General features: G+C 48.6%; 17 protein-coding genes. 12 read left to right on the top strand and 5 right to left on the bottom strand.

Annotation, left to right across the window (positions count from 1 at the left end; translation table 11 throughout):
* Positions 1-3: 3 nt before the first annotated feature.
* Together purE and ACR6Z4_RS23850 are read right to left on the bottom strand one after the other, a co-directional pair.
* Entirely contained in the window at positions 4-549 is a 546-nt protein-coding gene (gene purE, locus ACR6Z4_RS23855; protein ID WP_479719834.1) for a 5-(carboxyamino)imidazole ribonucleotide mutase, read from the bottom strand.
* Positions 534-785 (bottom strand): hypothetical protein, encoded by a 252-nt coding sequence (locus tag ACR6Z4_RS23850; protein WP_479719833.1) that lies wholly within the window; start codon positions 783-785, stop codon positions 534-536. Before ACR6Z4_RS23850 ends, purE begins: the two co-directional genes overlap by 16 nt.
* Positions 786-1,335: 550 nt before the next feature.
* Here ACR6Z4_RS23850 and ACR6Z4_RS23845 point away from each other — a divergent pair.
* The 4 genes from ACR6Z4_RS23845 (at position 1,336) to ACR6Z4_RS23830 (ending at position 7,901) form a co-directional block, all read left to right on the top strand.
* On the top strand, positions 1,336-2,091 hold the full coding sequence (locus ACR6Z4_RS23845) for a peptidylprolyl isomerase (RefSeq protein WP_479719832.1): 756 nt from the start codon (positions 1,336-1,338) through the stop codon (positions 2,089-2,091).
* Entirely contained in the window at positions 2,088-5,105 is a 3,018-nt protein-coding gene (locus tag ACR6Z4_RS23840) for a peptidase domain-containing ABC transporter (RefSeq protein ID WP_479719831.1), read from the top strand. Before ACR6Z4_RS23845 ends, ACR6Z4_RS23840 begins: the two co-directional genes overlap by 4 nt.
* Before the next feature lie 127 nt (positions 5,106-5,232).
* On the top strand, positions 5,233-6,804 hold the full coding sequence (locus tag ACR6Z4_RS23835; RefSeq protein ID WP_479719830.1) for a beta-barrel domain-containing protein: 1,572 nt from the start codon (positions 5,233-5,235) through the stop codon (positions 6,802-6,804).
* A gap of 341 nt (positions 6,805-7,145) precedes the next feature.
* Complete coding sequence (locus ACR6Z4_RS23830; RefSeq protein WP_479719856.1) at positions 7,146-7,901, top strand: class II aldolase/adducin family protein; 756 nt, start codon at positions 7,146-7,148, stop codon at positions 7,899-7,901.
* Between the two features lie 79 nt (positions 7,902-7,980).
* Here ACR6Z4_RS23830 and ACR6Z4_RS23825 read toward each other — a convergent pair whose 3' ends face one another.
* Positions 7,981-8,613, bottom strand: coding sequence for a hypothetical protein (locus ACR6Z4_RS23825; RefSeq protein ID WP_479719829.1), 633 nt, complete (start codon positions 8,611-8,613; stop codon positions 7,981-7,983).
* A 791-nt stretch (positions 8,614-9,404) separates the two neighbouring features.
* Between ACR6Z4_RS23825 and ACR6Z4_RS23820 the strand changes: the two genes are divergently transcribed.
* From ACR6Z4_RS23820 to ACR6Z4_RS23790, 7 genes are all read left to right on the top strand, one after another.
* The gene (locus ACR6Z4_RS23820; protein WP_479719828.1) at positions 9,405-10,007 is read left to right on the top strand and encodes a sigma-70 family RNA polymerase sigma factor; all 603 of its coding nucleotides are present in this window, start codon (positions 9,405-9,407) and stop codon (positions 10,005-10,007) included.
* 6 nt (positions 10,008-10,013) lie between these two features.
* Entirely contained in the window at positions 10,014-10,820 is an 807-nt protein-coding gene (locus ACR6Z4_RS23815) for an anti-sigma factor (RefSeq protein ID WP_479719827.1), read from the top strand.
* 427 nt (positions 10,821-11,247) lie between these two features.
* Positions 11,248-11,925: a HEAT repeat domain-containing protein gene (locus ACR6Z4_RS23810; protein WP_479719826.1), complete on the top strand. Its 678-nt coding sequence runs from the start codon at positions 11,248-11,250 to the stop codon at positions 11,923-11,925.
* Positions 11,926-12,085: 160 nt separating this feature from the next.
* Positions 12,086-12,208: a hypothetical protein gene (locus ACR6Z4_RS23805; protein ID WP_479719825.1), complete on the top strand. Its 123-nt coding sequence runs from the start codon at positions 12,086-12,088 to the stop codon at positions 12,206-12,208.
* A gap of 631 nt (positions 12,209-12,839) precedes the next feature.
* Positions 12,840-14,612 (top strand): hypothetical protein, encoded by a 1,773-nt coding sequence (locus ACR6Z4_RS23800; protein ID WP_479719824.1) that lies wholly within the window; start codon positions 12,840-12,842, stop codon positions 14,610-14,612.
* A 9-nt stretch (positions 14,613-14,621) separates the two neighbouring features.
* Positions 14,622-15,866 (top strand): leucine-rich repeat domain-containing protein, encoded by a 1,245-nt coding sequence (locus ACR6Z4_RS23795; RefSeq protein WP_479719823.1) that lies wholly within the window; start codon positions 14,622-14,624, stop codon positions 15,864-15,866.
* 780 nt (positions 15,867-16,646) lie between these two features.
* Positions 16,647-17,837 carry a hypothetical protein gene (locus ACR6Z4_RS23790; RefSeq protein WP_479719822.1) on the top strand — a complete coding sequence of 397 codons (1,191 nt, stop codon included), beginning with the start codon at positions 16,647-16,649 and terminating at the stop codon, positions 17,835-17,837.
* 130 nt (positions 17,838-17,967) lie between these two features.
* Here the strand turns inward: ACR6Z4_RS23790 and ACR6Z4_RS23785 are convergent, their stop codons facing one another.
* Complete coding sequence (locus ACR6Z4_RS23785; RefSeq protein WP_479719821.1) at positions 17,968-18,465, bottom strand: N-acetyltransferase family protein; 498 nt, start codon at positions 18,463-18,465, stop codon at positions 17,968-17,970.
* Positions 18,466-18,777: 312 nt separating this feature from the next.
* Between ACR6Z4_RS23785 and ACR6Z4_RS23780 the strand changes: the two genes are divergently transcribed.
* Positions 18,778-19,686: a LysR family transcriptional regulator gene (locus tag ACR6Z4_RS23780; protein ID WP_479719820.1), complete on the top strand. Its 909-nt coding sequence runs from the start codon at positions 18,778-18,780 to the stop codon at positions 19,684-19,686.
* Here the strand turns inward: ACR6Z4_RS23780 and ACR6Z4_RS23775 are convergent.
* Entirely contained in the window at positions 19,683-20,717 is a 1,035-nt protein-coding gene (locus ACR6Z4_RS23775; protein ID WP_479719819.1) for an urease accessory protein UreD, read from the bottom strand. The two genes, ACR6Z4_RS23780 and ACR6Z4_RS23775, sit on opposite strands and share 4 nt — an antisense overlap.
* Positions 20,718-20,861 lie beyond the last annotated feature (144 nt).

Here is a 20,861-nt window from a genome sequence, read left to right as displayed (position 1 = left end):
CCGTTACATTTCTTGTAAGTACTGTTGATAGCCCAGCTCATTTAACTTAACTTGCTTTGACATCACCATATCTTTCAAACTTTGGCGATAGAGTTGCACTTTTTCTAGGAGGTCTGATTGCTGGCATGCCAAAATCTGAACAGCCATTAACCCAGCATTTTTAGAATTTCCGATCGCCACGGTTGCGACTGGAATTCCGGCAGGCATCTGGACAATGGAATACAGCGAATCGACCCCCTGCAAATGTCGGCTGGGCACCGGAACGCCAATAACGGGTAACGGGGTAAGAGATGCGACCATTCCGGGTAAGTGAGCCGCTCCACCAGCTCCGGCAATAATCACCTTTAAGCCACGGAGATGGGCTTGTTTTGCATATTCCACCATCCGTTCGGGAGTACGGTGGGCAGAAATGATGGCGACTTCGCACGGTACGCCAAATTCTTCGCAAGTGGCGATCGCCCCTTCCATGGTAGGTAGGTCAGAGTCGCTGCCCATAATGATGCCAATTTGAGCCATAAATAAAGGGTAAATCTCTAGTTTCGTTGCCATCTATCCATCGGCTGACTCAGTATATAGCGCTTCGCACTCAGTGATCGCAATTTTCGGCGCTGCTGATGTTGGGGATGAATTTGAATATCAACTTGCGTGAGTTTGAGCGAATCTGGGTAATGTCCGGGTTGGGCGATGTAACGATGCATTACTGAATCAGGCAAACTCCCGACAACCCCAAATTTTGCCGTTACCCTGATGACTAGCAATCCCACAGGTAATTTGCTTGTAGGCATCTGGTTCTGAGAGATAACGCAAAAACAGGGAATAATAACGTTCAGACTTAAAGAGTGAGGACTAATACCGTTTTTAGATGAGGCTGCGTCTGATTTACCCCCGACTGTCGCCGTCCCCCTTGGCAAAAGGGACTACCGGGGGTCATAGGTTTGGCGCATCTTTATAAAAATTGGTGTAAGGATCATGAACTGAAATACCTCCCAATCTTAGTTGAGAGAGCAACGGCTTCGCCGTTGCTCTCTCCAACACCTAAGCATTATAAAAACTGGCAGAGAAAAATCAACTATGGTTAATCCGGGAAAGAAGCTAAAAAAGCAAAGCTCTATTGATAAAAAATAGGTAAGCTTGTGAAGGCTTACATAGATTGAGGTGTGCATGAACACGTAAATGCATGTTCAGGCATAGATTCCAGTAGTGCAAACACTAAATTTGCAGCATGGGGGGTGGGGGCGCAGTCCCCATGCGGAGGGTCACTCCCTCCACCTCTTCTAAAACTTTTAATTTGGTGTACTAGATTAAGTTAGGAGACTCTACGAGAGAGCGGAACACATGGGCGCAATATTGCAAATTGGGAACCGTCAAATCGCCTCAGAGGAACTGATTTCGCTGCTGGCAGGTTACCAAATGTTGCCTCAGCTATATCGGGAAATTTTGATCGACCAGGCGATCGCTCACATCGAGTGTACGCCAGAAGATATTGAGGCTGCCCGATCAAGCTTTTTTGCTGAACACGATATTACGTCTGATGAAACGCGCCAAGCATGGTTGCAACAATATGGCATGACGCCAGAGCAGCTCGAAAATTTGGCAACGCGAGATCTAAAAATCGAAAAATTTAAGCAGGAAACCTGGGGCAATAAATTAGAATCCTATTTCCTTAGCCGCAAAACCTTACTCGATAAAGTCATTTATTCCCTGATCCGGGTCAAAGATTTAGGGCTGGCTCAAGAGATATATTTTCGAATTTTAGAAGGAGAACAACCATTTTCTGAGTTGGCTCGGATTTATTCTCAAGGACCAGAAGCCCAAACAGATGGGTTAATTGGGCCGGTAGAGCTGAGCGTGCCTCACCCAAACCTGGGAAAAATGCTATCGATCAGTCAGCCAGGGCAACTGTTGCCTCCGACTCGGATTGGTGAATGGATCGTTGTGGTTCGATTAGAACGCTTTGTTCCGGCACAAATGGATGACTCAATGCGCCGCCGCTTGCTGAATGAGTTTTTTAACACCTGGTTGCAAGAGCAACTCAGCCAGTTCAGTTCCATTGCCCCTAATGGTTCCCCTGCTACCCCCAATGCATCATGACCTACACTAAATCAACCATCCAAGAATTTCTTTCGACCCTGACTCCGTTTGACAAACTCTCATCCGGGGCATTGGCTAAGTTAGCAGAACGGTGTCAATTGCTGCGCTATCGCATGGGGCAAGCTCTGCTGGTGCGCGATAAGATGCCTGCCCAGATCAACGTAATTTATGAAGGGCGAGTACGGCTGTTGGGCTATGATCCCCGGACGCAACGCCCGGTCACGTTGAGGCTGTGTGAACCTGGAGATGTATTGGGGTGGGTGGGGTTAATTCGGGGTTTACCCTGTGAAACGGCGATCGCTTCTAGTGAAACCCTGTGCCTGGTGATTCCGGCGCTGGATTTCCTGACGCTGTTAGAAGCAGAATCGCAGCTCTCAGGCTATTACCGTAACCATTGCTCTTTAATCGAAGCCTTTGAGTTGTTGGGCGAAGAAATTCATCGTCGAGCCAATGGCGATGCTGATATCAAAGAACTGGCAATGGAGCTGCATACCAATGCCGTAGTCTGTAACTTGCCTCCCGGAACAACGCCCACAGCCCAATTAGAAAAAGATCGGCTGTGGTTGGTCAGCGGTGGCGGTGCGATCGCCAATCACCCTGTCCTGAGTCGGTTAAATTTCAATACCCTGGCAGAGTCTGAGTTGGAAGTAACCGGGACACTACCTGCCCGCGTGATCGGCTTTCCCGAAGCGATTGTGGCAGCCCCTCCTAAACTGGTGCAGGATGCTGTCATAACGAATGCCGCGATCGCCGGTGAGATGGGAGAAGCGGCGATCGCTTCGGAACCCATCGATATTCCCTACGCCCCCGATCGCCCGCAAGAACCTGATCCTGCATTGCTGCCTTATTTAGGCAAAGGGCAAAGCCAGAAATATCCCTTTGTTCGAGGAACTGGGGAACTTGGCTCGACCATGGCATGTTTCCAGATGCTCTGCCAGCATCTCAATATGCCTTTCCGCCGCGATGTGATCAAACGGGTGCTGACGAACCAGATGGATCGCATCGGCGGGCTAAGTTTAGAACTTTGCGGTGCGGTGGGTGAATTTGTTGGCTTAAACGCGCAACTTGTCCTGGTTCCGGCAACTGCTCTGGGTCGTTTAGAAGCTCCTGCCCTGATCAAATGGCAAGGCATGACTGTTTTGCTCTACGAAGTGAGCGAGCGAGACCTGACGATTGCCGTTCCCGATCGCGGCATCATTCATCGCAAACCCGCCGAGTTTGCCGAAACCTGGGGCGAACAAGGCGAAGTGTTATTACTCAAACCAACCAGCCAAACCCCCCGGCAAAACTTTAGCTTACGCTGGTTTTTACCTGCTATTCAAAAGCACCGCCGCGTCTTAATTGAGGTGTTCGTTGCCTCTTTCTTTGTGCAATTGTTTGCCCTGGCAAATCCGTTAATGATCCAGGTAATCATCGATAAGGTGATTGTGCAAAACAGCGTCGATACCCTGCAAATTTTAGGGTTTTTCTTGCTGGTACTGGCAGTGTTTGAGGCGATTCTCACCAGTCTGCGAACCTATTTATTTGTCGATACCACAAACCGCATTGACATGTCGCTGGGGTCAGAAATTATCGACCACCTCTTGCGATTGCCTTTGCGCTATTACGAAAAGCGCCCGGTGGGGGAACTGGCAACCCGAATTAATGAGCTGGAAAATATTCGTCAGTTTCTCACCGGCACTGCCCTCACCGTAGTGTTAGATGCCGTTTTTTCGGTCATCTACATCGTTGTTATGTTTATTTATAGTTGGTTGCTGACGCTGGTTTCGTTAGCAACGATTCCTGCCTTTGTGGCATTGGCATTTATTGCCTCACCGCTAATTCGCCACCAACTGCGGGTTAAGGCAGAACGAAATGCGGAAACCCAATCCTATTTAGTCGAGGTGGTTTCGGGCATTCAGACGGTGAAAGCACAAAATATGGAACTGCGATCGCGCTGGCAATGGCAAGAACGGTATGCCAAATATGTCAGTGCCGGTTTCAAAACAGTGCTGACCTCTACCACTGCCGGATCAACCAGTAATTTCCTCAACCAGTTGTCTGGACTGTTGGTATTGTGGGTCGGTGCCTACCTGGTGTTAAAAGGACAGTTAACCTTAGGACAGCTCATTGCCTTCCGGATTATTGCGGGCTATGTCACCAGTCCACTCTTGCGTCTAGCACAGCTGTGGCAAAACTTCCAGGAAGTGGGGCTGTCGATGGAACGGTTGAGCGATATTGTAGACGCTGCACCTGAAGCAGACGAAAACGATCGCCTCAATATTCCCATGCCTGCCGTTGAAGGAGCCGTGAAGTTTGAAGATGTCTCCTTCCGCTTTGGCACAACAGGTCCTCTGCAATTGAATAATGTCAACATCGAATTTCCACCTGGCGTATTTATTGGCATTGTTGGGCAGAGTGGTTCTGGCAAAAGTACATTAATGAAACTGTTGCCCCGGTTATATAATCTGGAATCAGGCCGGATTTTGATTGATGGCTATGATATTAGTAAGGTCGAGCTGTACTCTCTACGCCAGCAGATCGGTATTGTGCCCCAAGACACGTTGTTGTTTGACGGGAGTGTGCAAGAAAACATTGCCCTGAATGTGCCTGATGCTCCGGCAGAAGAAATTATTCGGGCAGCTCAAGCGGCGGCAGCGCACGACTTTATCATGCAATTGCCCAACGGCTATAACACCAGGGTTGGGGAACGAGGTTCAGCCCTCTCTGGTGGACAACGTCAACGGATTGCGATCGCCCGTACGGTGTTGCAAAATCCTCGCATGTTAATCATGGATGAAGCCACCAGTGCCCTCGACTACGACTCCGAACGACGGGTTTGCCTCAATCTGGCAGACGAATTTGCCGGACGCACCGTCTTCTTCATCACCCACCGCCTCAGCACCATTCGCAACGCCGATATGATCGTCATGATGGATAAAGGCTCTGTCGTCGAACAAGGCACCCACGACGAACTCATGGCACTCCGAGGACGCTACTACTGTCTCTATCAACAGCAAGAAGCCCAAATGTAGTCCATAGCTAATAGCTAACAGCTAACAGCTAACAGCTAACAGCCAACAGCTAATAGCCAAGAGCTAACAGCTAATAGCTAACAGCTAACAGCCCCCCTAACCCCCCAACCCCTAATCCCGGATCTCTATGAAAAGCTTCCTGGCACGAAACGGACAAAACGGTAAAGCAAAACCAGAGGAATCGTCAGATCTGGTTCCCGTCGGAGACGAGGGTCAAGAGCAAGATGCCCCTCAACCGATTAATAAATTGACCCGCACAGATGCATTTGACAAACCTGTAATTTTGCAGCAAAGTTCCTTTTGGTCGCGGGGCATTTTGTGGGGCATTATTGGCGTCACGTCGTTTACGATTATTTGGGCATCACTGGCTCATATTGACGAAGCCGTTCCGGCGACCGGAAAGTTAGAACCACAAGAACAGGTACAAGAAATCCAGGCTCCGGTGGGTGGGGTTGTCGAAGAAATCTTGGTGGAAGATGGGCAACGGGTCAACAGAGGAGATGTGTTGATTCGCTTTGACCCCAGAACTACCACCGCACAGTTGCAATCGCTCCGACAAATTCGGGATTCACTGGTGCAAGAAAATCAGTTTTATCGGGCTCAAATGCTGGGAGTCGCAGAACCAACTCCGGAAGAAGCGACGAAGCTCAATTTGCGTCCCGAAGTGTTGCAACTCACGATCAACCGCTCTGCCTTATTGCAAGAAAATCAACTTTATCAAGCCCAATTACGGGGTGGCTCTGCCGGTAACCTCAGCCCCGAACAGCAAACTCGTTTGCGAGTCGGGTTGATCGAGTCTAACTCTCGGGCAGCGGCTGCTCAGTTTGAAGTTGAACAACTGCAACAACAATACAATCAGGCACGCAGTCAGTTGCAAGCAGCACGACAAAGCTTGGACATCGACCAGGGGATTCTGGCGGATATTCGTCCATTGGCAGAGGAAGGTGGCATTGCGCGAATTCAATTGCGTCAACAAGAACAAAAGGTGCTAAATAGTAGTTCTGAAGTAGAACGGTTGCAACAAGAAGAACAACGGTTGCAATATGCGATCGCCCAGGCACAGCAACAGTTTCAAAATACCATTGCGGTCACAGGTAATGATTTACTCAACCGCATTGCAGACAATGAAAAGCGCCTGACAGAGATTGATAGCCAACTCAATAAAGCGATCGTCGAAAACCAAAAACGGATTTCTGAGATCGATGGACAGATAGAGCAAGCAACCGTAACGTTGCAATACCAAGAACTCCGCGCCCCGATTGATGGTGTTGTGTTTGACCTACAAGCCAAGGGAACAGGGTTTGTTGCCAACACGAGTGAACCCATTTTAAAGATTGTGCCGAACGAAGGGTTAACCGCACAAGTCTTCATCACCAATAAAGATATTGGATTTGTCAAAGAAGGGATGTCGGTTGATGTCCGCATCGACTCGTTCCCATTTAGTGAGTTTGGCGATGTCAAAGGCACGGTCGTACGGATTGGCTCGGATGCATTGCCTCCCAATGAAATCTACCAATTTTATCGCTTCCCAACGACCATTCAACTCGACTCTCAAGTGATTAATGTGCATGGGCGAGAAATTCCCCTGCAATCAGGTATGTCTGTGACTGCTAATATCATTACTCGCGATCGCACAGTAATGAGTATCTTCACTGATTTGTTTAGAGGAAAAGTCGATAGCTTACGTACGGTGCGATAGCCATCAAGGGTGGTGATCTCAATCTGTTGATATTTTTTGAAACGCTCACAGCGTGAGCGTTTCAAAAAATATCAACAGATTTAAAACCGGCAGAGTTGAAGTTGAAGCTATTCTGAAACACTGCAAAATTAAAAAACCTGTGCATTACGCCCACAAATCTGCTGGCGCAACGCAGAATATGGATAGGGCTGGCAAATTAAATAAAATCAAAAGTTTAGTTTGAACCGCGAGGGAATGTTTGCAGCTCAAGCTGAGCGTCTAGGTTTTGGTGAATTTGTCATCCTAACGGAGTGTCTAAGAGGAAGCTGCCTGTGCAATCTCCCGTTCAAGCTAAAGTTGATTTGTCGTTTCAGACCTATACGGCACAAGCTAAACCCGATCTGAGCGAAGCTGAACTTAGAATCCAACTTGCAGCTGCCTATCGGTTAGTCGATCGATATGGCATGTCTGACCTGATTTATACGCATATCTCAGTCCGCTTACCGGGAGATGATCCGGTTTTTCTGATCAATCCCTTTGGGCTGATGTTCAACGAGATTACTGCGTCTAGCCTGGTCAAAGTTGATATTAATGGCAATATTCTGCAAGATAATGGTTACCCCATTAATCCGGCTGGTTTTGTGATTCACAGCGCTGTTCATGCGGCTAGAGAAGATGTTGTGTGTGTCATGCATACACACAGTCGCTATGGCATGGCGGTTTCGACGCTGGAATGTGGGCTGTTACCCATTACCCAATTTTCGCTGCAATTTTATGATCAGGTTGCGTATCACGACTATGAAGGCTTGGCGTTGGAGTTAGCAGAACGGGAACGGCTGATTGCAGACCTGGGCGATCGCTCAGTGATGATATTGCGGAATCATGGCATCCTGACGGCTGGAAAGACGATTCCTGAAGCCTTTTATCTACTGTACTATCTCGAAAAAGCATGTGAAGTACAGATTTTGGCACAATCTACCGGAAGCCCGTTAGTCCATCCTTCTGAAGCAGTCTGCGATCGCACTGCCAAACAGTTTGGTTGGAATAACACAGGCGAATTGGAATGGATTGCGCTGACTCGAATGCTCGACCGAGACGATCCGTCTTATCGTGATTAAGTCGTGTTTCAAACTGGCTGTTAAATGTGTGGAAAGGCTCGCTTCGCGAGCCTTTCCACACATTTAACAACAGAACTACTTATTTTCGTTGCCACCAAACGTATCCGCCGATCGCAGCGATCGCCACCAATGCGATACCGCCGATCCAGGGAAGGGGCGATGGAGGCGACGGATCTGAAGGGGGGTCTGGTAGCGCCGTTGGTTCTGTTAGCGTAGGATTGGGCGTTGTCGGTTCACTAGCCGCCGGTGTGGGACTGGCAATGGGGGTGGCAGTACCCTCTGCTACCGTCACATCATAGGTCATCTCAAACGGGTGAAAGTCTTCTGCGGTCTTGGGTGTGCAACTTAAATCGAGTTGATACAGCCCCGTCTTGGGAAACACCAGATTTGCCCCCGGAATCCCCTGATGCTGTTCACTATCGATCGCCTGTAACGTCGGCTGTAAAATCGGCACGTCGCCCGGTTGCCGGGGTTGGCTATAAACTGCCAGTTGGCACTCTGCCTCTGCTAATGGCAACGTTGCACCCCCTTTACGGGTCAGCGCAATCCAGACTTCGGTAGGCTCTCCAGCCTTAGGCGTATGGTTAGGTTCCACATGCCAGGTGCCAGCAACATCTTCTGTTATTTCGACCGTATGGGCGATCGCAGGGCTGGTCGCAGATGCCAAGATCAGAACCCAAGCGAGGGTTTTACCTACGTTAGATCTGCCCATAAACATCTTGCTCCCCAATAGATCAGCGATTCCTGCTTGGTTTACCATCCGTGTTGCATTGCCCTGCCATCTAATCGGCAAAGCTCAACATCCGGCAGAATTCAGGAAACTACATCCTTAATTGTATTCGAGCAAGAGGAAATGGCTTTGTAGCCGTTCTCGATTCCGTGAAGTACAAGCGGTTGTGAGAGAGCTGCTCTCCGCACGGCTCTCTCACAACAGCCGTAGTCTATCCCGATGCATAGCGCTATACAGGTGACCTGTTCAGCGATTAGTAAAGAGATGGCGGAACCCACTCAAAAAAGTCGGGGTTAATCAAATTTATGAGTCAGAGTGATCCAATCGGTCGGCTCGTCCGTATCTAGAATATGGAGCCGATCGATCGTTGCGATCGCCCATCGCATCAGACTCCGGAAAGCAGGTTGTGATGCACTCCTATAGAGCCGTTGGCTACTCTCTCTTAAGCAACCCTTGCGTAAGCAACAACACGGCAGTGAGGTCTATTCCTTGAGCCGATTGGGTGAATCAGGGGTGCGGGGATAACTCACCCGCACCCCCATCTAGATGTTCGCTTTTTTGCACAAAGTGCATTATTCCTGTCATGATTCCGTATGATATAGCAGTCGCCAGTATGAGACAGGGCGGGATGCAAAGGTCAACCCTCGATGTAGAGGCGCAGCCTCTAACCCCCCTTTTAGCATAGGCTTAGAGCCTATCTCAAACGTAATCAGACGGGTTGATCGTACACACCCCTGCGGGCAAACGACATCAACCGTCTAGATCAGCTCTCAATGGCGATTGTCAGACGGATACATGGAATTGGGTTTATTTTTTCTGTGGCGATCATCACTTCTGATCTAGAACTGCTGCAATTGCTGAAAACTGGGCAAACAACTGCCCTAGAGCAACTTTATGATGGCTATGGAGATATCATGTACGCCTTAGCGTTTCGCATTCTGAAAAATCATCAAGAAGCTGAAGATGTGATTCAGGAAGTGTTTTATACCCTGTGGCGCAACTGTACATATAATCCTGAGCGAGGTTCCTTTAAAACTTTTTTGCTGATGATGGTGCGATCGCGGGCGATCGACCGAGTGCGATCGCACCAAACCACTCTCAACGTTCTAGAACGCTGGGGTAAAGGTGGATATGCAGAAAATTCAGAAACCATGCCCCTCGATCAAGCCGTCTCTGATGAAATTGCTAAGCGTGTTGCAGCTGCCCTGGCAGAACTTCCTGAAAAACAGCGTCATGCCTTAGAAATGGCATATTTTGGCGGACTGAGCCAAGCAGAGATTTCCCAATCTCTTAACGTGCCGCTGGGCACCGTAAAAAGTTGGTTTCGCCTGGGGTTTTCTAAACTCCGGCAATCGTTAACTGATCTGATGAGCTAGATAACTATGCCCGCATCCTCTTCCCCACACCCACTATCTGACCACCTGGAGGAGTTAATCACAGGCTATGTTCTCAATGCGCTCTCTCCAGAAGAAACCTTAGAATTTGAGCAATATCTGGCACAACACCCCAATCTCGTATCCGAGATAGACCGACTGCAAGAGGTGATGGGTCTGCTTGCCTATGCGTCGCCTGCGATCGCTGCCCCCAGCCATCTGCGTTCAAAAGTGTTGGCAATTCCCCAAACTCACCCCCCTTCAGCCACCACCGAGACCGCTACGCCACCCCAGCCCCAACCTGCCATCCCCATCCACAGCGCTGCCTCACGGCGTCAGACAGGTTTACAACAGGGTCGTCCTATCCGCCGTTGGCAATCGTTTGCCTCGCTTGCGGCAGCTGTGCTGGTGATTGCCCTGGGCGTCAATAACTACCAACTGCGGCATCAATTGGATGACCTCGAACACCATGTCCCGACCCCAGCCATGCCGTTTGCTCTAAGGGGCACCGATCCAACCGCCGCTGCCACAGGAAAAGTAGTACTCGATTTAGAAACCGGGCGAGCCTTAGTTGCACTGGAAAATCTGCCGCCTTTGCCTCCCGGTGAAACCTACCGAATGTGGGCATTCACAGAAGATAAGCGAATTCTCTGCGGCGAATTTAATACAGGTGCTTCCGGGCAAATTGTTGGCGTATTCGAAGTTCCAGTTGCAGAATACGACAAACCTGTGCAATACATGCGGGTATCACGAGAAGCGATCGCCGCCTCATCGGAACCGAGTCAAAAAGTTTTGGTTATGACCAGCGAATCTTAAGCTCACAGGTTCTATAGCGGTGTGCAACGTTAAGTACAGAAACGGTGTTGTGGGGCGCTCCGCGCCCCACAACACCGTGCTGAATCATTCAAACTGAGCCTTGGGGTTGAATGGCATGGTATTCTTGCGTCGTTCAAACCCAGTCTTTCAACCTGCAAAGCTTTTAAAATCAGAAAGAGCACCGACGACTGACCGTGTTTCGTCTCGGTGCTCTGACTGGTTCGCTCCTCACACTGCTATTACAATAGCAGACCCCAATCGGTTTGTCATCCCCTTAGCAAGATTATGTCAATCCTGTGACAATTGTGCCTCGCCAGCAGACGTTAGCGCCCCTTATACCCCCAGCATCTGCTGTCTAACCACAGAAACCAGGGGATTGCTATATAATTGTTATGGGATATGTAAACTTATGTGAACCATTTTTAATATGAGTCAATTTTCCTTAGAGCAGATTGCGAGTCAACTCGACAGCGAAAATTCCAAAGATCGGATGTTAGCCCTAGCTGCTCTCAGAGATGTTGAGCCGACTGACGCCGTTCCCTTGATTAAAAAAGTATTAGATGACGACAGCTTGCAAGTACGGTCGATGGCTATATTTGCATTGGGTTTAAAGCCAACCGAAGATTGCTATCCCATTCTAGTGAATCTGCTGGAAAGCGACCCCGACTATGGTATTCGCGCCGATGCCGCAGGCGCACTGGGGTATTTGGAAGACAACAGAGCGGTTGAACCCCTGATTCGCACGTTTTACGAAGACACCGACTGGTTAGTTCGGTTTAGCGCAGCCGTTTCCTTAGGAAATTTGAAAGATCCGCGCGCCCGTGATGCCTTAGTCAGTGCCCTTGATAGTGAAGAAGTTGTGTTACAACAAGGGGCGATCGGGGCGCTGGGTGAAATTGGAGCCGTTGATACGGTCGAGCTGCTACTTCGTTTTGCCCAGTCGTCTGATTGGTTAGTTCGCCAACGATTGGCAGAAGCGTTAGGCAACTTGCCTACCGAGAAAAGTATTCCTGCTCTCAAGTATCTGGAAAAAGATAACCATCCCCAGGTTTCTCAAGCAGCGGCGATCGCATTACAGAAGCTAGAGGGATTGACCGACCGTTAGCTTGACCATTCAAGTCGGGTCTACCATGCGGCTGATGATGCTTACCTGATGTATTTCGTTCGGCTGAAGCAATATGTTTCCCTGGATTGATGTAGCAACATCATCTGGCTGCCACAATCAGAGTAATTCATAGTTGCAGTGTAGAAAGGAGCTAAACCTTATGGCAAGTGCTGGTCAAAATCGGATCACCCCCAGTGCCGCTCATGTTGTGCCCGGCTTGATCATTTTCTTAACCATCAATTTCTTAGTGGCGGCGATGTATTTCAACATCATCAATCCGTAACTTAAAAAGCAATGCTTGATTGATTTTACTCAATTGCAATCACTCATAAACCTATAGCTTTGGCTTTGTGGTATGTCTTGCTCTGCATCACTCACCACGAAGCCAAAGTTTTTTTAGTTTGATATTCAAAGAATGGTTTGGGGAGGCACAGACGTTGTCCGCACCTCCCCAAACCGTTATTTTTTGGAGCAGTGCCCAAAAAACAAGTCATTCTGACGAAAGAGAGATAGGGCGATCGCTCACCCAAGTGACGGAGTCTGTATTCACCCAAGCGATCACCCAGGTGGTTGAGGATGCGATATCTTTTCTCACCCGATCGGTCATTTTTGCCCATTCTTCTCCAGATCTTCTCGATTTCTACCTAGTCTGGGTTGTAGGTAAAACCACTGCGATGTGTTGCAACGGTTTCAAATCCATCGCAGCTCTATCCTCAAGATCATGGATTTAATAAAATCCGATTCTTTTTGAGAGAGCGGCGGCGGAGCCGCCGCTCTCTCAAAAAGAATCACAGGTTAATTAATCTGTGATCCTTAGCAACGGAGCGATCGCTCTCACAAGATGAGTGGAGATGATTTGCCCGTTTAACGGTGATAGACCATCACATCTGCCAGAACTAGGATTTTGTATGACTATGTATTCAAACGCGCGTTTCTACCATCCGATTGCTGACTGGACTGGACGTTTGATTCTTCCTTTGCCTCAAGAGCGTCGTCCTGATGGGGGTGTTTATCTTCAGGTCGAAAATGCACCAGAGCCTTATTCTCATTTAGAAGGACAGCGGGTTTGGCTGTGTTGGCATCCGCAATCTATCCATCAATCCTGGGTGGCAAAAGCGACGATTGATATTCGGTTTGACGAAATGACTCGTAAAAGTCAGTCAAAAGGTTTGATTCATCCGACTCGCCTAGATGGATGGCAACGGGTCAGTCCGTTAGAATCATTGGCGGGAGCCAGAGCCGACGATGATGTTCAGGTAGAACTAGACGTTCTATCGATCCAGCAAAACGGTGAAGAATGGGTGATTCAAATTAATGATGAACCAATTCAAATTAGGGGTATCTTGCATGGACTGGTGCAGTTTATTGCACCTGTGGGTGAAAAAGGCTATCGTGTCAGACATTACAACCCTGAGAGTCAGCGGTTTGATGGGGCAGAAGAAGTAGTGAATCTGCCCGATGCAGGGTCGATTCATCCGCAATTTCAGATCGAACAAAGTTCTATCAAACATATTGAGCAATCACCGCTAAACGTATCGGGTTGGTATATTTATGGGCACTATTTGACAACGGCATCTGCCCGTCAAGTCGCAGTGAATTCTTTCCCTAATTTATTTGTAGTCCAGGCTTTAGAACCCGCAGAAGCGCAGCGCTTAACACCTTCTCAGATGGTGATGGGTCGGGCTGAAGCACAAGCTTACATCAATAGAGGTAAGTGGAAAGAGATGCCCCTGCATCGAGTTGAAACAACATTGGTAGATACCAATGGCAAACCCAATGACCCGGAAGAAAGAACCCTTGCTCAGCGTCAACAACGTGCTAAAGAACTGTGGATCCGGGAAGATGAAGCCCTTGTGATTCATACGTTTGGATGGCGTGGTGGAAAACGGGGCGATCGCCCACCTTTGGGTATTACACCAGGGCACTTTGCCTTTGGGTTTGCCAAATTGGTGCGCGATAAGTTTGTCGGCACGTTGCGGTTTAATCTGGTTTACCGTCAAGTCTACACCCACAACGGTTTGGGAACAATTGCAGGGGCACATCGCTGGCACTCTTATATGGGATGTTTGAAGCGGGGCTGGATGTATACCCTGCCCGTGTCAGATGTCATGATCCGGATGCCAGAATTAACCGTTCCTTACAACATCAACAAACAGATCTTCAATCCACTGGATTTGATCAAACAAGAATTGGCATTGATGACAGCCCGTTATCGCACAGGCGATGGTAATGGTGCAACCATCGTGACACCGGCAGCTTCTTGTGTGAAAGATTCCAATCAAGCGTTGTTTGGGGCAATCCAAAAATTTCGCGATCGGGTTCGACGCGATCCGACTGTTGCTACCTGGATTGAGCAAAACGTCAATGACTTTCATGCCAAACGCTTTTTGCGATTAGAAGCATTACTCAATCAAGTTAAGCAAGATGTCTTGATGCCGTTAGGGTATGTGCCGCCAAGCTGGCGTGGTGAAATTAGCGAAATTGCAGCTCAGAAGCGCGATCGCATGGGGTTAGACACGGTTATGGAAGGGTTGAAAGCCTGGAAAACGATGTTGCCCCGTCGTGCCGAGCGGGAATTGCTCAATGTTTTACGTAACTATGGTGGCACAATGGTGGACTATCAATCTGCCATGATTGGCGGTGAAGTACCCGGAATTGTCCCCTTAGCACCTACTGTGATTCTTTAAATCTGATTCATGGCTATGACCTCTGTTGACTCTACTCAACTCCGATTCGTGGGGTACTTGGCAGCGATCGCACTTTTGCTACCTATCTTCAACCCAGCTAGGGCGATCGCAGTAGAACCCCCAACTCCAACAACAACTCAATCTAGCTTCAATCGTCTTTCGTTTGCTCAATGGTGTACTCAAGCTGGCTTACCTGAAGCAACCCAACGGACTATCAATCTCTTGTTGCTCCGGGCAGGCACTACCGATTGCAACCAGGCAGAGATCTATTTGAATCGCCTGACGGAGTTAGATCTGTCGATGGTCGGTTCTGCCGAGGATCTATACCGTTATTCCAACTGGTTTGGTAGGGCGTATGAACCCATTTCTGACCTGCGTCCCTTGACCAGCCTGCCCAACTTGACCCGTCTCGAATTGATGAACAATCAAATTAGAGATATTTCTCCGCTAGCTTTTCTGCCCCAGCTAACTGAATTAAATCTCAGTTTCAATCCAATTGAGGATCTCAGCCCACTGGCAAATTTTCCAAAGCTGCACAATCTCAGCCTTGCCTGGACCGGAGAAGTCGATTGGTCGGGACAAATCCTCGATCTGACCCCTTTAAGTTACCAGACTGAATTGCGATCGCTTTCTCTCCAGGGCAACGTCTTTATGGATCTGCGTCCATTGTCTCAGCTGACGCAGCTGACTGAGTTAAATTTATCGGATGCCCAACTCACGTCTATTCGTCCGCTATCGCGTCTGAGACAGCTGACACGGTTACACCTTTCAAGAAATCAGATCCACGATCTACGTCCGCTAAGACGACTGACTCAGTTAACGCAGTTAGAGCTAGACGGCAATCAGATTGAGGATCTCAAACCTCTTTCCCGATTGACTAACCTGACCTTATTGAATGTTTTGGGCAATCACATTAGTGATGTCACGCCTCTGGAAAATCTCAGCCAACTGAATCAACTTAATCTGGCGAATAACCGCATCAGAACGGTAGATGATTTGGCAGTGCTGAATCGGCTAACAGCGATCGACCTGGGTAATAATCAAATCACTGATCCGAGTCCGCTAGCTCAATTAACCCAACTGACCCACCTTTCCCTCAGCTATAACAACCTCACCCGATTAAATGGGCTGTCTTCTCTATCAAATTTGGAGTCGTTAGAGGTGCTGGGTAATCCTAGTCTGATCCAGGTGTGCCCCGTCCAACCTGCCTCAATTTGTGCGTTTGAGCCACGCCCGGTACCGCCCCCTTCTTGATAACTGAAACCGCCGTTGCTGATTTGAGGGATGAATTTGAACGTGAACCCAAAGGGTTCACGTTCAAATTCATCCCACTCCTAAACAATGCCCTGAAACCCATACCCTGCCGATAAAAAATCCAAATGGCGCAGAAATTGTCTGAGAGCATTGCTTTGCAATGCTCTCAGACAATTTGTAGTTGCCTCTACTCAACTCCGATTCATAAGATACTTGGCAGCGATCGCCCTCTACTTCACCCAGTCAACCGAGGGATCTCTCTAAATTGAACTATTGATTTACATGTAGTCTACAAAGATGTAGTTAATCAGAAGGCTTACCTTTAAATATATGGAGTTTCTTCTCCCAATATTCATATTCTACGGGGTGTTACTGTTCTCGCTTGGTGCAGGTCTTCTAGCCTGCGTAGGGGCATTTATGAGTCGCCGACGCCATCGCTGGATTTGGGTTGCTGGCTTATCGTCTGTTTTGCTTGGAAGTTGGTTGAATTACCATTACAAGACCATGCTATTAGGAGCAGCACAAGATGCGCCTTGGTTCACGGCTGTGGGACTGTCACCGATAGCTTTGGGTGGAATAAGTTTGGTTCGTTGGTTTCTGCTAAAAGCATGAACTAGCTTAGTGAAACGGGTCTAACCAGTTAGAGATCAAAACCACCCAAAAAAAAGATAATACCTGCGAAAGAGAGATAGGGCGATCGCATCGAGACTAAACTAGAACTAATCTAAGGGGGACAGTCAGGATGCAGGATTTCTCTCATTCTTTCACCTGGTAGTTCTCATGCAGCCGTTGTTCAGGCAAATTCGGGTTGGGTTTCGACGCGTTCGCTGGGCGATCGCACTTTTTTGTGCTGTATTGGCGCTTGGCGTATCTCCGGGGATCGCTCAAGCAAATTCCGACTTTCCCTATGAGCATCAATGGTTTAGCGTTGCTCAAGCCTCGGCTCAGACGCCACTGGAAGGATTGCAACTGGTCTGGTGCAAAACAGCTGAGTGTCAACAACCTGTTCTCTTAGCAGAGTATGGACAATGTGATCAGGCAGGCTGCTTGAGTCAAGCTGCCGTTACGGGTGATTTAAGCTGTCTTAGCAAAACTATTTCATGGACTCGCGATACATGTTCGAGTCAGACATTTCTATTTGTCCGCCATACGTTGGCTACACCGGAGGCGCAACCAGATGATGATATCTCTTCATCTGACAAGGAGATCGCTTTAGGTAGCTATGGGGATCAGGATTGGTTTCAGATGATCGGGCAATTTTCTGACCGACTGCGAACTAGCAATGCTATGCAAATTAAGGTGGCTAGCGATCGCTCTGGTGCTGTTGAAGGATTTTGGTTGGTCACCGTTGAGGCGTCTACATTATCTCTTGCGCCCGATCGCCAGCGTTCAGCCCAACTGCCCTGTAAAACATATGATCCGATCCTGTGGCTCTGCCCCTCATTTTGGCTGGGGTTGATGCTAATGCTGTTGACTGAAGGACTGGTTGCGTTTGTCTATTTGTGGCGATCGCAGGTTCGTCGGCACGTTATTCATGAAACCCTTGCAGCCATTGGCTTAGCCAATGTATTAAGTGCTCCGTTTATCTGGGAATGGACTCTGTTTTCGTTGCAAACTACCTGGAATTTAGCCCTTGGTCTTATTTATCTGGGCATCGCGATGATTTATCCTTTGATGCTATCCCGCCATCGATCGCGCCCCAAAGGATGGCGCATAATGGGGTCTTCGTTGCTCCTACCCGGTTTATATATCCTGGGGTTATGTGGCTGGGTTGCGATCGTGATCTTCAATTATTATCACTGGGTTTCGAGTCCCCGGTTGATAGGATTAGGTGTTGTGCTGCTTTATGAAGCAGGTGTCATAACGCTGCTGAGTCGAAGAACAGTTTCATGGCGACGGGCAAGTATTCTCAGCCTGTTAACTAATGGTGCCAGCGTCGGTTTGGCATGGTGGCTCTTGCCACTTCTGTAAAGCATTGGCATCGGTAGCAATGCTCAATAGTGTGAAGTACAAGGTATTGTGTGAGAGACGCGCGGAGCGCGTCTCTCACACAATACCCGTCCTCTATGCAAGCACAAAGCCCTATAAAAACGGGTCAGTTTTAATCCTGATATAATGATTCAACCTTGGCGATCGCCACTTGATTCAATCGGCATAATCGTACGGATGGCAGCAGGGTTGCGCCCATTTTTTCATAGAACCGAATCCCTATCTCGTTGGCAATTGCGACCGTCCAATCCACTCTGCCGCAGCCCATCTCCTGGGCAATTTGACAAAGATGATGGATTAAAGCTGTACCAATACCTTGATGACGAAAGTCTGGTTTGAGATATAAATCATCTAACCAGAGTCCGGGTTTAGCCAGGAAGGTAGAATAAATTCGATGGTAGCTGGCAAACCCAATCGGATTGCCATCAACTTCCGCTAATACGATACAGGCTAAGGGATGCGTTCCAAATAAATCGGCTTTTAATTGGTCATGGGTGGCTTCTACAGAATCAGGACAGCCATCAAACTCTGCTTTCAAGTCAATTAATGTAAGAATTGTATTTATATCATTCACGGTTGCGGCTCGAATCGATACGGCGCTAGAGATCATGGGTTACTGGACTCCTGAAGCAGAATAAATCTGATTTTGACGGATCTTGTATTGGAGCCATCCAATCTTGTAAGACGTAGGATTTCGACAAGGATATTTGAAGTCAATCAAAGATTTTTTACTTAGGATCACAAATTCATTAAAACCCGGACGTTTATTTTTGGAAGCGCGGCTCCGCCGCGCTTCCAAAAATAAATCTTCGGTTTTATTAAATCTATGATCCTTAAGACTACGCTATTTCTCAGTTGGATTCAGCCATGCCAATCACTCTACTGTATGAATCGTTGGGTCGAAAATCAAAATATAATTTAGATGGCTTCCATCGATGTTATCGATAATAGTGCATTGAAAATCTCTCAAATCCAAGCATTTGTGGCGGTTGCCCACCAGGGTAATTTTAGTTCTGCGGCTTTAGAAATCGGCTTGTCGCAGTCGAGTGTCAGTCATGCGATCGCCAGTCTAGAAGAAGAGTTGGGCATCATGTTGTTTCTTCGGGGACGACATGGAGCGGTATTGACTCCAGAAGGGCAGCAACTCATTCAAGATGCAGAGCAAGTGTTGCAATTACTCGATGTCATGCAGCACAAAGCCCGTCTGGCACAGGGTTTAGAGAATGGGCAAGTACGGATCGCAACAGTCCGCAGCATTGCCAGCAACATCTTGCCGCCGGTAATCGAACAATTTCGGGCTAAGTTTCCAACCATTAGCATTGCCATTAGTGACTACGATCGCTATGCCGATGTTGAGCAAGCACTCCAGGATGGTCGTGCCGAGGTAGGGTTTACGATGCTACCTACGATAGGCGACTTTGAAACGTGGGAATTATTGCGTGATGAATTTGTTGCCCTCTTGCCACCCAACACATTGACCGATCAAGCCCCCCTGAGCTGGGAGACATTGACGTGTTTTCCTGCCATTTTGAATCAGCGCAGTGCCCTACACAACAAGTTAATTCAAGATCACATTACCCGGCAGGGCTACACGCTAAACGTAGGCTATGAAGTGCGAGAAGATTCTACAGTCATGGGAATGGTCAAGCAAGGTTTGGGGATGACAATCATGGCACGATTGGCAGCAGAACCCATTCTCGATGGCATTCAATTGCATAGCCTACCGATTCCCCTGGAACGAGTCATTGGGGTAGCCATTTTGCCAGAGACGATTTTGCCGCGATCGGTGTTTGCATTTCTGGATTTATTGAAAGAGGTTTGGCGACCCTAAAGCTGCCAGATCCGGGGTTTGCACACGGGACGATCTAACACGTCCATTCGCAACAGATCCCACATTGCCATAAATCCACGCCGCGCCTCGGCGGTTGAATCCCCCCGGTAACGGCAGAGCACACCCGTCATCAACCGCGTTACACCGAAACACGCAGACGATGAAGGATGCGGCAAAGGTCGTGGATTCTCGCCAGCTGGAATAAAGGATGAAGTAGGTTTGGCTGTGTGGGCGTTGATTCCTGCCTCATGATCCGAGGTTGGGGTGGATGGCGACGCTTGAATTCTCCAGACTTCATGGCGAATCCGTTCGACCAATGCTGCCGAAACCGATCGCCCAATCAACGCAAAACTGCCGACAACGGGATACCCTGCTAACCCGTGAGGACTATCGAGCATCTCGGATCCTCCTTGCAGATATTGAGGATCGACCCATATCAGGCGATCGCCCTGCCAAACTTCAGTCCGCGATCGCCAGGTGCCCGATGCAAAGCGTTCTTGGCGGGCACTGCGCCCAAATCGCACCAGATCCCACCCCAGCCAAACAGCATCAGTGCCTAGCTCAACCCGCAAATCTTGCTGATAGATGGCTCCATCAAACACAATGGTTTCCTGAGGCAACCATTCCAGACAGGCACCCGTGTCCAGGCGAATCTGTGTCTGTTGAGAGGCTTCGCATCCATTACTGCGATAGACTTTTGCCGCTGCCGCTGTGGTGATCAGGGCTTGGGATTGGGGATGCAGCTCAATGGTACTCGAAAGGCGATCGCCCCCAACAATTCCGCCAGCCGTATGCAACGTCACCACATGGCAAATGGCAGCACCTTCAGGATAAAACGGTCGTTGCACTTTTAGCGGAGCCTGCATAAAACTCCGTGCCAATTGAGTGCCGCTTTGAGTTTGGGTAAAGGCGAGTTCTAGTTTGCCTTGCCAGGCGGTTGGAGTAGATGGTTGATGGAAGAGGGGTTGATTCACAGGGAATTGATAAAAGCGATCGCAGACATTTTCTCTATCTCTGTAGAACCATATCATTCCTCAGATGCGCCTTAACATAATCCAGCTATGAAATTGGGTGGGAGTGCCGCGCTCCGCGCGGCACTCCCACCCAATTTCGGTTGTCCTAGAAATGTAATTTGTGGCGCGGGCGTTGCCCGCGCTACAAGAAATCATTACATG

The sequence above is a fragment of the Calyptranema fuscum S582 genome (assembly GCF_055793305.1).
Note: the sequence above shows the minus strand (reverse complement) of the source record. Positions and strands in the feature narration are given on the sequence as shown.

Bases quoted from the DNA above. Each gene is read 5' to 3' on its own strand.
- purE (WP_479719834.1), bottom strand. From the start codon at position 549: ATGGCAACGAAACTAGAGATTTACCCTTTATTTATGGCTCAAATTGGC.
- ACR6Z4_RS23850 (WP_479719833.1), bottom strand. From the start codon at position 785: ATGCCTACAAGCAAATTACCTGTGGGATTGCTAGTCATCAGGGTAACG.
- ACR6Z4_RS23845 (WP_479719832.1), top strand. From the start codon at position 1,336: ATGGGCGCAATATTGCAAATTGGGAACCGTCAAATCGCCTCAGAGGAA.
- ACR6Z4_RS23840 (WP_479719831.1), top strand. From the start codon at position 2,088: ATGACCTACACTAAATCAACCATCCAAGAATTTCTTTCGACCCTGACT.
- ACR6Z4_RS23835 (WP_479719830.1), top strand. From the start codon at position 5,233: ATGAAAAGCTTCCTGGCACGAAACGGACAAAACGGTAAAGCAAAACCA.
- ACR6Z4_RS23825 (WP_479719829.1), bottom strand. From the start codon at position 8,613: ATGGGCAGATCTAACGTAGGTAAAACCCTCGCTTGGGTTCTGATCTTG.
- ACR6Z4_RS23820 (WP_479719828.1), top strand. From the start codon at position 9,405: ATGGCGATTGTCAGACGGATACATGGAATTGGGTTTATTTTTTCTGTG.
- ACR6Z4_RS23815 (WP_479719827.1), top strand. From the start codon at position 10,014: ATGCCCGCATCCTCTTCCCCACACCCACTATCTGACCACCTGGAGGAG.
- ACR6Z4_RS23810 (WP_479719826.1), top strand. From the start codon at position 11,248: ATGAGTCAATTTTCCTTAGAGCAGATTGCGAGTCAACTCGACAGCGAA.
- ACR6Z4_RS23805 (WP_479719825.1), top strand. From the start codon at position 12,086: ATGGCAAGTGCTGGTCAAAATCGGATCACCCCCAGTGCCGCTCATGTT.
- ACR6Z4_RS23800 (WP_479719824.1), top strand. From the start codon at position 12,840: ATGTATTCAAACGCGCGTTTCTACCATCCGATTGCTGACTGGACTGGA.
- ACR6Z4_RS23795 (WP_479719823.1), top strand. From the start codon at position 14,622: ATGGCTATGACCTCTGTTGACTCTACTCAACTCCGATTCGTGGGGTAC.
- ACR6Z4_RS23790 (WP_479719822.1), top strand. From the start codon at position 16,647: ATGCAGCCGTTGTTCAGGCAAATTCGGGTTGGGTTTCGACGCGTTCGC.
- ACR6Z4_RS23785 (WP_479719821.1), bottom strand. From the start codon at position 18,465: ATGATCTCTAGCGCCGTATCGATTCGAGCCGCAACCGTGAATGATATA.
- ACR6Z4_RS23780 (WP_479719820.1), top strand. From the start codon at position 18,778: ATGGCTTCCATCGATGTTATCGATAATAGTGCATTGAAAATCTCTCAA.
- ACR6Z4_RS23775 (WP_479719819.1), bottom strand. From the start codon at position 20,717: ATGATATGGTTCTACAGAGATAGAGAAAATGTCTGCGATCGCTTTTAT.